Source organism: Janthinobacterium sp. AD80 (genome assembly GCF_002878455.1).
GTDB lineage: Bacteria > Pseudomonadota > Gammaproteobacteria > Burkholderiales > Burkholderiaceae_D > Janthinobacterium.
Map to the genome: position 1 here is coordinate 1 of NZ_NRDQ01000133.1, position 13,765 is coordinate 13,765.

Here is a 13,765-nt window from a genome sequence, read left to right on the forward strand (position 1 = left end):
GGCTATCTGGCGCACGGCTTGCCGCTGGCGCGCGAATTGCTGCAGCGCCAGGCCGCCGCGGGCACGCGCAGCATCGCGCTCGATGCGCAGCAAGTGCTGCTGCTGTCGCGTTGCGCGCAGGCGCTGGCGCCGGGCGGCAGCGCCGAAGGCTGGCAATGCTGCGAACTGGCCGCGCATGGCGGCGACCGCGCGGCGCAGCTGGAACTGGGGCTTGGCTATGCGCGCATGGATGCGCATGGCCAGCGCCTGGCCACGCGCAATGGCGCGGCCAATTTCAAGCGCGCCGTGCGCTGGCTGACGCAGGCGGGCGAGCAGGGCCTGGCCGAAGCCTGGTTCGTGCTGTCGCGCATTTATACCAAACCGGAATTTTCCCAGCGTAATGTGGTCGAAGCGCATTCCTGCCTGGAACGTGCGGCCGACCTGGGACATGGCCCGGCCCAGCTCGAATGCGGCATGCATGCCTGGCGTAACCGCCGCGACGGCGTCAACAGCGATGTGCGCGCCGCCTACTGGCTGTTGCAGGCGCAGGCGCAAGGCAGCACGGAAGCGCAGGCGGTGCTGGAGAAGATCGCGCCGCGCGGCAGCCCTGGCGACTGGGGGCAGGGCAGCGTGCCGCACGCGGGCGCGCAGCTGCGCCAGCTGGGACAGAATCATCCGCTGCTGGCGGCACGCCTGGAACTGGCGCGCTGGTTTGACCTGTCGCGCGCCGAAGCCTTGCTGCTCGACGTGGTGGCGGCCGACCAGGGACATTGTTTGTTGATCGACATCAGCGCCACGCATGGCCGCGGCAAGCGGCGCCTGGTGCTGATCCGCACGGCGCAGGAGCGCCAGGTGCTCGACCGGGTGGTGCGCCTGTTCGAGCGCGTCGATTGCGGCGTGGATGGTCCGGAAGGCAATTACCGCCAGCGCCTGTACCGCCTGAAGTGCTACCTGGCGGAACAGGATGTGTCGCAGGAACCATTGTCATCAGAACAGCAATTCCAGGCGGCATGATGCCAGCCGCGATGCGCGGCTGAGGCGCGTTGGCGTTACAGCTCGATCGTGCCTTCGAACACGGTCACGGCCGGGCCCGTCATCAGCACGGGCTGGCCCGCGCCTTGCCAGGCGATCGACAGTTCGCCGCCGCGCGCGCTGATGCGCACGGGCGAGTCGAGCAAGCCGCGCCGGATGCCGGCCACGGCGGCAGCGCAAGCGCCCGTGCCGCAGGCCAGGGTTTCGCCCGCACCCCGTTCAAATACGCGCAGTTTCACGTGATGGCGGTCGACGATCTGCATGTAGCCGGCATTGACCCGGCGCGGAAAACGCGGATGGTGCTCGATCAGCGGACCCGATGTTTCCAGGTCTTGCGCCTCGACATCGTCGACTACTTGCACGGCGTGCGGATTGCCCATCGAGACGACGGACACCAGCACCGTGGCGGCGTCGCCCGGCAAGGCCAGGTCCAGCGGCCACAGCAGATCAGTACCCGCGGCCACGCCCGTCAAGCCAGCCGCATCGAAAGGCACCAGTGCTGGCTCCAGCACGGGCGCGCCCATGTCGACCGTGATGCTGCCGTCGAGTTCCAGGCGCGGCGCGATGACGCCGGCCATGGTTTCCACGCTGATGCTGGTTTTGTCCGACAAGCCTTTTTCGCTGACGAACTTGACGAAGGCGCGCGCGCCGTTGCCGCATTGCTCGACTTCGCCGCCATCGTTGTTGTAGATGCGGTAGCGGAAGTCGCAGCCGGGCAGGCGCGGCTTTTCCACCACGAGGATCTGGTCGGCGCCGATGCCGAAACGGCGGTCGGCCAGGCGCTGCCACTGGGCCGGGGTGAAGTCGATTTCTTGATTGATGGCATCGATGACGATGAAGTCATTGCCGGCGCCATGCATCTTGGTAAATTGCAGTTTCATGTTCTGGCGTTTCACTTGTGCTGGTTATAGAACGACGCTTCGCCTCCCGGACGCGTCTTGAAGCGTTTATGCGTCCAGAAATACTCGGCCGGCGCTTCGCGCACCCGTTCTTCGATGAACTCGTTCATGCGGCGCGTGGCGGCCGTGATGTCGTCGCCCGGATAGTCATCCCAGGCCGGGTAGTACGTCACCTTCCAGCCCTGGTAGTTGGGCAGGAAGGTGGCGATGACGGGGATCACCTGCGCGCGGGCGGCCAGCGCCAGGCGCGCCGTGGCCGTCAGGGTGGCGGCCGGGACGCCGAAGAAGGGCACGAATTCCGCATCCTTTTCGCCGAAATCCATGTCCGGCAGCATGAAATACGGCAAGCCGTCGCGCAGCGCGCGCAGAATCGTCTTGATGCCGTCCTGGCGCGTAAACAGCTTGGGCGGCTTGAAGCGCGAGCGGCCGTTGCGCAAGGCCTGGTCGAAGGCGGCGTTCTTTTGCTGCACATACATCGACGAGGCGGAAATTTCCATGGCCGTGGCGGCGCCTGCCACGTCGAGGCAGACAAAGTGCGGGCACAGCAAAATGGTGGGTTTTGCAGCGATCTGCTGGCCCGGGAAGGCGGGCACCTTTTTGATCAGGCGGTTCAGGCGCGCTTCCGACGACCACCACAGGATGCTGCGTTCCCACACGCTGCGCGAATACGCCTGGAAATGCTGGCGCGCCAGGGCCACGCGCTGGGCTTCCGTCAGTTCCGGCATGCACAGGCGCAAGTTCGTCAGGGCGATGGCGCGCCGCGTGGGCATGGCGATGAACAGCAGGCTGCCGACGGCCACGCCGAAGCGCCCGAGAATGGGCAGGGGCAGCCAGTGCAGCAGCCACATGAAGGCGATCAGCAGTCTCATGCCGGCTCCTTGGCAGCTTCGGCGCTGGCGGATGTCGGTGGCGGCGCGCCGCGCGGCACCTTGTAGCGGTTGTAGCTCCACAGGTATTGCGCGGGGCTGCGGGCGATCAGTTGCTCCATGGCCGCGTTGATGGTGCGCGCCTGCTCGGCCGAGGTGCTGTCGAGCGACTCGGTGAACGGCACGAAATGCACGACGTAGCCGCGCCCGCCCGGCAGGCGTTCCGCGTAGGTGATGATGACTTCGGCGCCGCCCATCTGCGCCAGCTTGGCCGGCAGGGTCATGGTATAGGCAGGGCGGCCAAAGAAATCGGCCCACACGCCTTCGCCTTCCTGCGGCACCTGGTCGGGCAGCAGGCCGATCGGCTGGCCCTTCTTCAGGCACTTGGCGAAGATGCGCACGCCCGACATATTGGCCGGCGCCAGCATCAGGTTTTCGCGCGCGCGCGCCCCTTCGATCAGCGGTTTCAATGCGGCGCGCTTGGGCGGGCGGTACATCACGGTGAGCGGCGTGCGCAGGGCGATTTGCTGGGCGACGATTTCAAAGCAGCCCAGGTGTGGTGTCAGGAAGACAATGCCGCGGCCATGCTGCAGCGCTTTTTCCACCAGTTCCCAGTTTTCCACGGTGGCATGGCGCGCCACGCGCTCGGCCGGCGCGCACCAGATGAAGGGCAATTCCAGTACGCTCTTGCCCGCTTCGGCCACGGCCGTGTGCAAGTGTTGCGAAAACCCCGCACCTTGCATGTTCTCGCGCATGCGGCGCCGGTAGGACGGGGAAATGGCGTAAATCACCCAGCCAAGCACGGCGCCGAGGCCATGCAGGACGGGCAAGGGAAAACGGGATAAAAAGCGGAAAATAGGGACTAACATGAATGAGCTGGTTCCAGGAATGGCGTGTTGCCGTGCCAAAATTTTTTAAGAAGCGTAAAATACCACGTATGCAGTAACCGCTGAGTTAATAGACAACTTGCGAAGCGGAATATAAATATCGCTAAAGCGTCGCAGGCAAAATCCTCTTTACTGCGACAGAACATTCACATAGTAATCAGGAGCTTGCAATGTCAAACGACTATCTCTTCACTTCCGAATCCGTTTCGGAAGGCCATCCCGACAAGGTTGCCGATCAAATTTCCGACGCCATCCTTGACGCCATCCTGACCCAGGACCCAGCGGCCCGCGTGGCTGCCGAAACCCTGTGCAACACCGGTCTGGTGGTGCTGGCTGGCGAGATCACCACGCACGCCAACGTGGATTATATTCAAGTTGCGCGCGAAACCATCAAACGCATCGGCTACGACAACACGGAATACGGCATCGACTACAAGGGTTGCGCCGTGCTGGTGGCTTACGACAAGCAGTCGCCGGACATCGCGCAAGGCGTCGATGAAGGTGCGGGCATTGACCTGGATCAAGGCGCTGGCGACCAGGGCCTGATGTTTGGCTACGCCTGCGATGAAACGGCCGAGCTGATGCCCGCCGCCATCCACTACGCGCACCGCCTGGTCGAGCGCCAGTCGCAGCTGCGCAAGGATGGCCGTCTGCCATGGCTGCGTCCGGATGCGAAATCGCAAGTGACCCTGCGCTACGTCGACGGTCGTCCGGTTGGCGTGCACACCGTCGTGCTGTCGACCCAGCATGCGCCGGAAATCTCGCATTCGCAGATCGAAGAAGCCGTCATCGAAGAAATCATCAAGCCGATCCTGCCGCGCGAATGGCTGACCGACACCAAATTCCTCGTCAACCCGACGGGCCGTTTCGTCATCGGCGGTCCGCAAGGCGATTGCGGCCTGACCGGCCGCAAGATCATCGTCGACACCTACGGTGGCGCGGCGCCGCATGGCGGTGGCGCGTTCTCGGGCAAGGACCCGTCGAAAGTCGACCGTTCGGCAGCCTACGCGGCCCGTTACGTGGCGAAAAACATCGTTGCCGCCGGCCTGGCGCGCCAGTGCCAGGTGCAGGTCAGCTACGCCATCGGCGTGGCCAAGCCGATCAACATCACCGTCTACACGGAAGGCACGGGCGTGATTCCGGATACGGAAATCGCCAAGCTGGTGCTGGCGCACTTTGATCTGCGTCCAAAAGGCATCGTGCAAATGCTCGACCTGCTGCGCCCGATCTACCAGAAGAGCGCCGCCTACGGCCACTTCGGCCGCGAAGAGCCGGAATTCACGTGGGAGCGCACGGACAAGGTCGCGCTGCTGCGCGACGCCGCCGGCCTGAAGTAATCTAGTTCGACTTGCAAGAAAAGCGCCCCGGCTTCTGGCCGCGGGCGCTTTTTTTATGTGTTGTTACGCGGCAATGCATGGCGAACAGGCTGGCGCGCCGGCCTTGCCGATGTTAAACTCCCGTGTCCGAGGAGCGTTGCGACGAAGAAATTCGCCAGGCTCGGAATATCCTGCAACCGCGCTCACGTACCTTTTTCAACTGAAAGGAGGGCGTGATGAACGCCGTACTCAAATCGCAACACGACTACACCATCGCCGATATCACCTTGGCCGCATGGGGCGACAAAGAAATCAAGATTGCTGAAACGGAAATGCCCGGCCTGATGGCCATCCGCGAAGAATTCGCGGCAGCGCAGCCTTTGAAAGGCGCGCGCATCACCGGTTCCATCCACATGACCATCCAGACCGCCGTGCTGATCCAGACCCTGGAAGCACTGGGCGCGCAAGTGCGTTGGGCATCGTGCAACATTTACTCGACGCAAGACCACGCCGCCGCCGCCATCGCTGCCGCCGGCACGCCGGTGTTCGCCGTCAAGGGCGAGTCGCTGGACGACTACTGGGAATACACGCACCGCATCTTCGAATGGCCGAACGTGGACGGCAAGGCGGTCTACTCGAACATGATCCTCGACGATGGCGGCGATGCCACCCTGCTGCTGCACCTGGGCGTGCGTGCGGAAACCGACCTGTCGGTGCTGGCCAACCCCGGCTCGGACGAAGAAATCTGCCTGTTCAACTCGATCAAGAAGCACTTGCTGGCCGATCCGACCTGGTATTCGAAGCGTCTGCCGGAAATCCTCGGCGTGACGGAAGAAACGACGACCGGCGTGCACCGTCTGTATCAGATGCACAAGGAAGGCAAGCTGGCTTTCCCTGCGATCAACGTGAACGATTCCGTCACCAAATCGAAGTTCGACAACCTGTATGGCTGCCGCGAGTCGCTGGTTGACGGCATCAAGCGCGCCACCGACGTGATGATCGCCGGCAAAGTGGCCGTCATCGCCGGCTACGGTGACGTCGGCAAGGGTTCGGCCCAAGCCATGCGCGCGCTGTCGGCGCAAGTGTGGGTGACGGAAGTCGATCCGATCTGCGCGCTGCAGGCGGCGATGGAAGGCTACCGCGTCGTGACCATGGATTACGCGTGCGAACACGGCGACATCTTTGTCACCTGCACCGGCAACTATCACATCTTGACGCACGATCACCTGACGCGCATGAAAGACCAGGCCATCGTCTGCAACATTGGTCACTTCGACAATGAAATCGATGTCGCTTCGTTGAAACAATACGAGTGGGAAAACATCAAGCCGCAAGTCGATCACATCATCTTCCCGTCGGGCCGCCGCATCATCCTGCTGGCCGAAGGCCGTTTGGTCAACCTCGGCTGCGGCACGGGCCACCCGTCGTACGTGATGAGCTCGTCGTTCGCCAACCAGACGATCGCGCAGATCGAACTGTACGCGAACACGGCCAACTACCCGGTCGGCGTGTACACCCTGCCGAAACACCTGGATGAAAAAGTCGCCCGTTTGCAACTCAAAAAGTTGAATGCGCAGCTGACGGAACTGACGCAAGAGCAAGCCGACTACATCGGCGTGCGTCAAGAAGGCCCTTACAAGCCAGAGCACTACCGCTACTAAGATGGTTGCCTCATGAACCTACTGCGCGGTGCGGGGCGCGGCCGGCGATGCTCGCTGTACCTTCGTACAGCTGCGCTTCTCGGCCACGCCGCGCATCCGCTCGCTACGGTTCCTGAGGCAACAAGACTGATCGGTATATCTTTTGTGCCGGCTGTTGCCGGCCTGACTTTCTTTGACAGGCTAGAGAAATGCGCTTGCTACTGATTTGGTTTATCAATGCGGCAGCCCTGTTTGCCGTTCCTTATTTGATGCACTCGGTGACGATGAGCAGCGGCTGGACCGCGCTGCTGGCCGCTGCCGTGCTGGGCCTGGTCAATGCGCTGATCCGTCCCCTGCTGATCCTGCTGACCCTGCCCGTGACGTTCCTGTCGCTGGGCCTGTTCATCCTGGTCATCAACGGCTTCATGTTCTGGCTGGTGGCGCAGATGATCGATGGTTTCCATGTCGCCAGTTTCTGGTCGGCCGTCGGTGGTGCCATTCTGTACAGCATCATTTCATGGGCCCTGTCGACCTTACTTTTGAGTAATGACGATGGAAAAGCATAATTTCAGTATTGAGTTTTTCCCGCCGAAAACCCCGGAAGGGGCGGAAAAGCTGCGCGCCACGCGTGCCAAATTGTCTGAATTGCATCCGAAGTATTTCTCGGTGACCTTTGGCGCCGGCGGCACCACGCAGCAGGGCACGCTCGACACCGTGCGCGAGATCCTGGCGGCCGGCGAACAGGCTGCACCGCATCTGTCTTGCGTGGGCGGTTCGCGCGATTCGATCCGCGCCGTGCTGGCCGACTTCAAGGCGGCTGGCGTGAACCGTATCGTGGCCTTGCGCGGTGACTTGCCGAGCGGCTACGGCGCCTCGGGCGAGTTCCGCTACGCCAACGAGCTGGTGGAATTCATCCGCGCCGAGACGGGCGACCATTTTCATATCGAAGTGGCCGCCTATCCGGAAGTGCATCCGCAAGCCCGTTCGCCGCAGGACGACCTGAACGCGTTCGCGCGCAAGGTGCAGGCCGGTGCGAATGCCGCCATCACCCAGTACTTCTACAATGCCGACGCGTATTTCCAGTTTGTCGAGCAGACGCAGAAGATGGGCATCAACGTGCCGATCGTGGCCGGCATCATGCCGATCACGAACTACACGCAGCTGATGCGCTTTTCGGACATGTGCGGCGCGGAAATTCCACGCTGGGTGCGGCTGAAGCTGGCCAGCTTTGGCGACGACAGCGCGTCCATCAAGGCCTTCGGCCTGGACGTGGTGACGGGCTTGTGCGAACGCCTGCTGGAAGGCGGCGCGCCCGGCTTGCATTTCTATAGCATGAACCAGGCGGCCGCCACGACGGCCTTGTGGCAGCGCCTGGTCAAGTAATCGCCGTCTGATGCGTCAGAAAATGTCGCCCTCGGTCACGATGTGATCGAGGGCGATGTCGTATTCGCTGTTGGGAAAGCTTGCCGCCAGGCAGGCATAGGCAATGCCCAGGGTGCGCGGACGCGGCGTGGCCGCCAGGGTACGGTCGTAATAGCCGCCGCCATAGCCAAGCCGGAAACGTTGCACATTAAACCCCAGGCAGGGCACCAGCACAGTGGCGGGCGCCGCACGCAGGCGCAAACGGGCCGGCACGGCCACGCCCATGCCATCTTTCACCATGGCTTCGCCCGGCGTCCAGTCGCTAAATGCCAGCGGCGCGTGCTTTTCCAGCACCACGGGCAGGCACAAGGCCACGCCGCGCGCTGCCAGCTGCGCATACGCGCCGTGCAAGTCCGGCTCGCCGTGCAAGGGCCAGTACACGCCCAGTTCCCCGATATTTTCGTCTGCGCACCAGTCCAGCAGGCGCTGCGCGATGGCCGCGTCCCACTGCGTGCGCGTGGCGTCAGGCAGGGCGCGCCGGGCCGTCAGCAAGGCTTTGCGCAAGCCGGCTTTTTCCTGCGGCGCAATGGGTGGCCGTGTAGCCGGATCGCATGTTATTCTAGGGTCGCTATTCATATCACCATCAAGTTAAGATTGAGAGTCGTACATTGATTTCCCCACTGAAATGGATCGCCGGCACGATGCTGTGTGTTGCATCGGCCATCTCTCCCCTGGCCGCCCTGGCCCAGGTATCGACCACCGTATCCCCAGCCGCCCCCGACACGCGCAGCGAGGACGATGCCTTCCTGCTGCTGCGCGACGCCGCGCGCAAGGATGATATCGACAAGGCCGACTTTTATGCGGCACGCCTGACGAATTACCAGATTCCCTCGTATGTTGACTATTATCGGCTGAAACCGCGCATCAAACAGTTGAGCGAAGCGCAATTTCGCGATTACCTGAACCGCTACAAGGGCAGCGCCATCGCCGACCGCTTCCGCAACGACTGGCTGCTGGAGCTGGGCCGCAAGCGCGACTGGGTTATTTTCGATGAGCAATATCCGCAATTCGCCCTCGACGACGATACCCAGCTCAAGTGCTACGCGCTGATGTCGCGCGCCGCCAAGGGGCAGAACGTGGCGCCCGAGGCGCGCAACCTGCTGGTGTCGCCGCCTGGCTACGGCGAAGCGTGCGGCAGCCTGATCGCCGCGCTGGCGCAAAATGGCCAGTTCGACACGAATGACCTGTGGGCGCAGATCCGTCTGGCGGGCCAGACCAATGCCACGGGCCCGGCGCGCCGCATCGCGCTGCTGCTGGGCGCCTCGGACGCGAAGATGGCGCAAGCCATCGATTTGCCGGCGCTGGTGCTGGCCAAGGGCGCTGGCGCCAGCCGCGCCGACCATGAAATGTATCTGGTGGCGGTGGGCCGCATGGCGAAAAGCACCCTGAAACTGGGCGTGGCGGCCTTGCAGAAGGCCAGCGGGCAATTGACGGCGCAGGAGCAGGCCATCGGCTGGGCCAGCCTGGCCCTGCAAGCGTCGTATTCGCTGGCACCGGAAGCGTTTGAGTATTGGCAAAAAACCAATGGCGCGCCATTGACCCAGGAGCAGATGCAGTGGAAGGCGCGCATCGCCTTGCGCGAAGGTAACTGGCCCGTGGTCAAATCGTCCATCCAGGCCATGCCGGCATCCCTGCGCGCGGACCCCACCTGGATCTACTGGCTGGCGCGCGCGCAACAGGCGGAAACGCCGGACCGCCCGAACGCGCAGGCGGACGCCCTGTACCGCACGATCAGCGGGCAATCGAATTTCTATGGCTTGCTGGCAAATGAAGAGCTGGGCAACCACCTGGTCTTGCCGCCGCCGGGCCAGCCCGTCAGCCCGGCGGAAATTGCCGCCATGGCCGCCAATCCGGGCTTGCAGCGGGCCTTGAAGTTCTTCAACATGCGCTTGCGCTTCGAAGGCACGCGCGAGTGGAACTGGGAATTGCGCTCGATGACGGACCGCCAGCACCTGGCGGCCGCCGAATTCGCGCGCCAGAACAATGTGCTTGACCGCATGGTCAACACCTCGGACCGCACGCGCCTGGAAGTGGACTACACGCAACGCTACCCGACGCCGCACGACGACGTCATGCATCCGGCCACGCAGACCCTGGGCCTGGATAAAGCCTGGGTATATGGCCTGATCCGCCAGGAATCGCGTTTCATCATGGATGCCCAATCGCACGTGGGCGCTTCCGGCCTGATGCAGGTGATGCCGTCGACGGCCCGCTATGTGGCCAAGAAGATCGGCCTCACCGATTTCGTCACGGAAACCTTGAGCGATGTGCGCACCAACGTCTTGCTGGGCACCAATTACCTGAACATGGTGCTTGGCGGCCTGGACGGCTCGCAAGTGCTGGCCAGCGCCGCCTACAACGCGGGGCCGGGGCGCTTGCGCATCTGGCGCGCCACCATGACGCGCCCGCTGGAAGGCGCCGTCTTTGCCGAGATCATTCCCTACACGGAAACGCGCGGCTACGTGAAAAACGTGATGGCCAATGCCACCTATTACGCGGCCTTGTTCGAGAAAAGCCCGCAGTCGCTGAAGGCGCGCCTGGGGACCGTGGGTCCGAAAAACAGCGCCGTCGCGGCCGATTTGCCATCATCCAACTAAAGAGTGCCGAGCATGCAAACCACCATCCTTGATCCCAGTTTGACGCAAGCCCTGGCCGCCGCGCGCGAGCCAGGTCTGACCCTCATCATCGGCAACAAGAATTACTCGTCGTGGTCGATGCGGCCGTGGGTGGCCATGACGGCGTTCGGCATCCCGTTCCAGGAAGTGCGCGTCTTGCTCGACCAGCAGGACACGGCGACGAAAATCGCCGAATACTCGGCCTGCGGCAGGGTGCCCGTGCTGCTGGCCGGCGAAATGACGATCTGGGACAGCCTGGCGATCTGCGAATACCTGGCCGAACAGTTTCCGGACAAGCATTTGTGGCCGCAGGACGTGGCAGCGCGCGCCATGGCGCGTAGTGTCTGCGCGGAAATGCATTCCGGATTCGCCGGCTTGCGCACGGCCATGTCGATGAATATCAAGGCAAAACTGCCAGGCCGGGGCCGCACGCCCGCCGCGCAGGCCGACATCGGCCGCGTCAGCGAGATCTGGGAAGAGTGCCTGTCGCGCTTTGGCCACCACCAGTTCCTGTTTGGCGATTTTTCCATCGCCGACGCGTATTTCGCCCCCGTCGTCATGCGTTTCCGTACGTATGGCGTGAGTTTGGCGCCGGCCCTGAACGCGTATTGCGAGCGCGTGCAGGCGCACCCTGCCGTGGCCCGCTGGATCACGGAAGCGCTGGCCGAGACGGAAGTGGCTGCCAAGCACGACGCGGAACTGCCTGACTAAGAAAAGAATGTTATGAAGATATACACGGTCGGTGGCGCGGTGCGCGACCAACTGCTGGGCTTGCCCGTGAAAGACCGCGACCATGTCGTCGTCGGCGCCACGCCCGACGACATGCTGCGCCAGGGTTTTCGCCCCGTCGGCAAGGATTTTCCCGTTTTCCTGCATCCGAAGACGCAGGAAGAATACGCGCTGGCCCGCACGGAGCGCAAGACGGCCCCCGGCTACCGGGGCTTTGTCTTCCACACGGCGCCCGACGTCACCCTGGAAGAAGACCTGGTGCGGCGCGACCTGACCATCAACGCCATCGCGCAAGCCGAGGACGGCACCTTGACGGACCCGTTCGGCGGTATCGCGGATATTCAGAATAAAATGTTTCGGCATGTCTCGGACGCGTTTGGCGAAGACCCCGTGCGCATCCTGCGCCTGGCGCGCTTTGCCGCCCGTTTCGACACCTTTACCGTTGCGCCGGCCACCATGGCGCTGATGCGCCAGATGGTGGCCAACGGCGAAGTCGACGCCCTGGTGGCCGAGCGCGTGTGGCAGGAAGTGGCGAAAGGCTTGATGGAGGCGCGACCGTCGCGCATGCTGGCGGTGTTGCAGGAATGCGGCGCCCTGGCGCGCATCGTGCCGGAACTGCAGGTCGACGCGCACCTGCTGCAAGTGATCGACCGCGCGGCCGGCGCGGGCCACGAGCTGTGCGTGCGCTTTGCCGTGCTGATGCTGGCCGTGCCGGTGGCGCAGATCAATGCGCTCAGCGAGCGCCTGCGCGTGCCCAACGATTGCCGCGAGCTGGCCGTGATGGCAGCGCGCGAGCAGGCGGTGGTCGCCGGTGCGCTGGCCCTGGGCGCCGACGAACTGGTGAGTTTGTGCGAACGCTGCGACGGCTTGCGCAAGCCGCAGCGTTTCGTGCAGATGCTGAACGCCATCGCCTGCGATGTGCAGGCAGACGATTCCGCGTTTCCACAGTCCGCCTGGCTGCAAACGATGCTGGCGGCCGTGCGCGGCGTCGATGCGGGAGCGCTGGCACAAGCGTGTGCACACGAGCCAAAACGCATTCCTGCCGTGATCCATGCGGCGCGGGTCGAGGCCGTCATGAACGTGATCAGCAGCACGGAACGGCCATGACCCTGCCCAAACTGTTCCAGAACCCGTTTCGCCGCTGGCTCAAGGGTCATGCCAGCGCTCGTCCTGTCGTGCTCGTCAAGCAATTGCACGAGCGCGACCGGCGCCGCATGATGAAGCATTTCCTGAGCCTGGAAAAAAGCGACCGCCTGCTGCGCTTTGGCAGCGCCTTGCCCGATGAACTCGTGGCGCAGTATGTGCAGAAGATGGATTTTTCGCGCGACATGGTCTACGGCGTCTACAACAGCCTGTTCAAGCTGGTGGGCGTGGGGCACCTGGCCTTCGCGCCGAAAGACACGTCGCCGGCGAAAAGCGTCGTGACGGACAAGGAGCAGGTGGCCGAGTTTGGCGTGTCGGTATCGAAATCCATGCGCGGCATGGGCGTCGGTTCCAAACTGTTCGAGCGGGCGGCGATTCACTGCCGCAACAACGATGTCGATACCCTGTATATGCATTGTTTGTCGTCCAACAAGACGATGATGCATATCGCCAAAAAGGCGGGCATGGAAATCCAGCGCGACTATGGCGAAGCCGATGCGTATTTGAAACTGTTGCCGCCGAACCCCAGCAGCATGCTGCAGGAAGCCGTGCAGGAACAGTTCGCCATGTTCGATTACACCTTCAAGGCGAATGCGCGCGCCGCGTCCAAGCTGTGGGACCGCTTGCCGGGCCGCAAGAAGAGCAAGCCGGCAGCGCCGCCGCCAGCCCCGCCCGCGGACTGATTACACCAGCGGCAGGGCCGTCGTATCCTTGATGCGCTGCAGCGCAAAGCTCGATTTCACGTCCAGCACGGCCGGGTGGCGCAGCAGGGTCGCCATCATGAAGCGCGAAAAGTGCTCCATGTCTTCCACGTGCACGCGCAGCAGATAATCCATTTCACCCGTCATCGCATAGCAGGCCACCACTTCCGGCCATTGCGCCACGGCCACGGCGAAGTCGGCGCGCGGCGAGGTATTCGTCACCAGATTCGGCGCCAGCACCCGCGCCGTGCTGTGCGCGGTGGCGTCGCTGTGCTTTTCCAGGCGCACATTGACGTAGGCCAGCAAGCCCAAGCCGATCTTTTCCGGGTCAAGCAGGGCCACGTACTGTCGGATCACGCCCGCTTCCTCCAGCCGTTTGACGCGGCGCAAGCATGGCGACGGCGACAGGCTGACCTGCTCGGCCACATCCTGGTTTGACAGGCGGCCATCGGCCTGCAGGACGGCGAGGATCTTGCGGTCCGTTTTATCCAGCGTAATTTTGCTCATGCTTCCTCCGGAGGATCTTGTTTCACGCA

General features: G+C 63.3%; 14 protein-coding genes and 1 riboswitch. Of the genes, 9 read left to right on the plus strand and 5 right to left on the minus strand.

Annotated features, from left to right (window positions below):
* The coding region (locus JaAD80_RS30845; protein WP_180979534.1) for a tetratricopeptide repeat protein at nucleotides 1–993 on the plus strand (993 nt) is incomplete at its 5' end.
* Between the two features lie 35 nt (nucleotides 994–1,028).
* Here JaAD80_RS30845 and dapF read toward each other — a convergent pair.
* The 3 genes from dapF to JaAD80_RS22125 are packed head-to-tail and all read right to left on the minus strand — an operon-like array spanning nucleotide 1,029 to nucleotide 3,645.
* Complete coding sequence (dapF, locus tag JaAD80_RS22115; protein ID WP_102297557.1) at nucleotides 1,029–1,892, minus strand: diaminopimelate epimerase; 864 nt, start codon at nucleotides 1,890–1,892, stop codon at nucleotides 1,029–1,031.
* Between the two features lie 11 nt (nucleotides 1,893–1,903).
* Entirely contained in the window at nucleotides 1,904–2,779 is an 876-nt protein-coding gene (locus tag JaAD80_RS22120; RefSeq protein WP_102297490.1) for a lipid A biosynthesis acyltransferase, read from the minus strand.
* On the minus strand, nucleotides 2,776–3,645 hold the full coding sequence (locus tag JaAD80_RS22125; RefSeq protein ID WP_102297493.1) for a lysophospholipid acyltransferase family protein: 870 nt from the start codon (nucleotides 3,643–3,645) through the stop codon (nucleotides 2,776–2,778). The genes JaAD80_RS22120 and JaAD80_RS22125 overlap by 4 nt, the downstream gene beginning before the upstream one ends.
* A gap of 188 nt (nucleotides 3,646–3,833) precedes the next feature.
* Here JaAD80_RS22125 and metK point away from each other — a divergent pair, with 188 nt between their 5' ends.
* The 4 genes from metK (at nucleotide 3,834) to metF (ending at nucleotide 8,002) form a co-directional block, all read left to right on the plus strand.
* Nucleotides 3,834–5,000, plus strand: a complete 1,167-nt coding sequence (gene metK / locus JaAD80_RS22130; RefSeq protein ID WP_102297496.1) for a methionine adenosyltransferase — start codon at nucleotides 3,834–3,836, stop codon at nucleotides 4,998–5,000.
* A gap of 122 nt (nucleotides 5,001–5,122) precedes the next feature.
* A riboswitch (S-adenosyl-L-homocysteine riboswitch) is annotated at nucleotides 5,123–5,191 on the plus strand.
* A gap of 24 nt (nucleotides 5,192–5,215) precedes the next feature.
* Nucleotides 5,216–6,640, plus strand: a complete 1,425-nt coding sequence (gene ahcY, locus JaAD80_RS22135; protein ID WP_102297498.1) for an adenosylhomocysteinase — start codon at nucleotides 5,216–5,218, stop codon at nucleotides 6,638–6,640.
* A gap of 188 nt (nucleotides 6,641–6,828) precedes the next feature.
* On the plus strand, nucleotides 6,829–7,185 hold the full coding sequence (locus tag JaAD80_RS22140) for a phage holin family protein (protein WP_102297501.1): 357 nt from the start codon (nucleotides 6,829–6,831) through the stop codon (nucleotides 7,183–7,185).
* Nucleotides 7,172–8,002, plus strand: coding sequence for a methylenetetrahydrofolate reductase [NAD(P)H] (gene metF, locus JaAD80_RS22145; RefSeq protein WP_102297504.1), 831 nt, complete (start codon nucleotides 7,172–7,174; stop codon nucleotides 8,000–8,002). Before JaAD80_RS22140 ends, metF begins: the two co-directional genes overlap by 14 nt.
* 15 nt (nucleotides 8,003–8,017) lie before the next feature.
* On the opposite strand, the gene JaAD80_RS22150 is transcribed toward metF, so the two are convergent.
* Nucleotides 8,018–8,545, minus strand: coding sequence for a 5-formyltetrahydrofolate cyclo-ligase (locus tag JaAD80_RS22150; protein ID WP_102297506.1), 528 nt, complete (start codon nucleotides 8,543–8,545; stop codon nucleotides 8,018–8,020).
* A gap of 104 nt (nucleotides 8,546–8,649) precedes the next feature.
* Here JaAD80_RS22150 and JaAD80_RS22155 point away from each other — a divergent pair, with 104 nt between their 5' ends.
* From JaAD80_RS22155 to JaAD80_RS22170, 4 genes are read left to right on the plus strand one after another with little or no spacing between them, the layout of a single operon-like run.
* Nucleotides 8,650–10,638, plus strand: a complete 1,989-nt coding sequence (locus JaAD80_RS22155) for a lytic transglycosylase domain-containing protein (RefSeq protein ID WP_102297509.1) — start codon at nucleotides 8,650–8,652, stop codon at nucleotides 10,636–10,638.
* Between the two features lie 12 nt (nucleotides 10,639–10,650).
* The gene (locus JaAD80_RS22160) at nucleotides 10,651–11,367 is read left to right on the plus strand and encodes a glutathione S-transferase family protein (RefSeq protein ID WP_102297512.1); all 717 of its coding nucleotides are present in this window, start codon (nucleotides 10,651–10,653) and stop codon (nucleotides 11,365–11,367) included.
* A 12-nt stretch (nucleotides 11,368–11,379) separates the two neighbouring features.
* Nucleotides 11,380–12,492 carry a multifunctional CCA tRNA nucleotidyl transferase/2'3'-cyclic phosphodiesterase/2'nucleotidase/phosphatase gene (locus tag JaAD80_RS22165; protein WP_102297513.1) on the plus strand — a complete coding sequence of 371 codons (1,113 nt, stop codon included), beginning with the start codon at nucleotides 11,380–11,382 and terminating at the stop codon, nucleotides 12,490–12,492.
* Complete coding sequence (locus JaAD80_RS22170; protein ID WP_102297516.1) at nucleotides 12,489–13,211, plus strand: GNAT family N-acetyltransferase; 723 nt, start codon at nucleotides 12,489–12,491, stop codon at nucleotides 13,209–13,211. The genes JaAD80_RS22165 and JaAD80_RS22170 overlap by 4 nt, the downstream gene beginning before the upstream one ends.
* On the opposite strand, the gene JaAD80_RS22175 is transcribed toward JaAD80_RS22170, so the two are convergent.
* Nucleotides 13,212–13,736: an Lrp/AsnC family transcriptional regulator gene (locus tag JaAD80_RS22175; protein WP_092798605.1), complete on the minus strand. Its 525-nt coding sequence runs from the start codon at nucleotides 13,734–13,736 to the stop codon at nucleotides 13,212–13,214.
* Between the last annotated feature and the right edge of the window lie 29 nt (nucleotides 13,737–13,765).

Coding starts and splice junctions, on each gene's coding strand:
- dapF (WP_102297557.1), bottom strand. CDS start 1,892: ATGAAACTGCAATTTACCAAGATGCATGGCGCCGGCAATGACTTCATC.
- JaAD80_RS22120 (WP_102297490.1), bottom strand. CDS start 2,779: ATGAGACTGCTGATCGCCTTCATGTGGCTGCTGCACTGGCTGCCCCTG.
- JaAD80_RS22125 (WP_102297493.1), bottom strand. CDS start 3,645: ATGTTAGTCCCTATTTTCCGCTTTTTATCCCGTTTTCCCTTGCCCGTC.
- metK (WP_102297496.1), top strand. CDS start 3,834: ATGTCAAACGACTATCTCTTCACTTCCGAATCCGTTTCGGAAGGCCAT.
- ahcY (WP_102297498.1), top strand. CDS start 5,216: ATGAACGCCGTACTCAAATCGCAACACGACTACACCATCGCCGATATC.
- JaAD80_RS22140 (WP_102297501.1), top strand. CDS start 6,829: ATGCGCTTGCTACTGATTTGGTTTATCAATGCGGCAGCCCTGTTTGCC.
- metF (WP_102297504.1), top strand. CDS start 7,172: ATGGAAAAGCATAATTTCAGTATTGAGTTTTTCCCGCCGAAAACCCCG.
- JaAD80_RS22160 (WP_102297512.1), top strand. CDS start 10,651: ATGCAAACCACCATCCTTGATCCCAGTTTGACGCAAGCCCTGGCCGCC.
- JaAD80_RS22165 (WP_102297513.1), top strand. CDS start 11,380: ATGAAGATATACACGGTCGGTGGCGCGGTGCGCGACCAACTGCTGGGC.
- JaAD80_RS22170 (WP_102297516.1), top strand. CDS start 12,489: ATGACCCTGCCCAAACTGTTCCAGAACCCGTTTCGCCGCTGGCTCAAG.
- JaAD80_RS22175 (WP_092798605.1), bottom strand. CDS start 13,736: ATGAGCAAAATTACGCTGGATAAAACGGACCGCAAGATCCTCGCCGTC.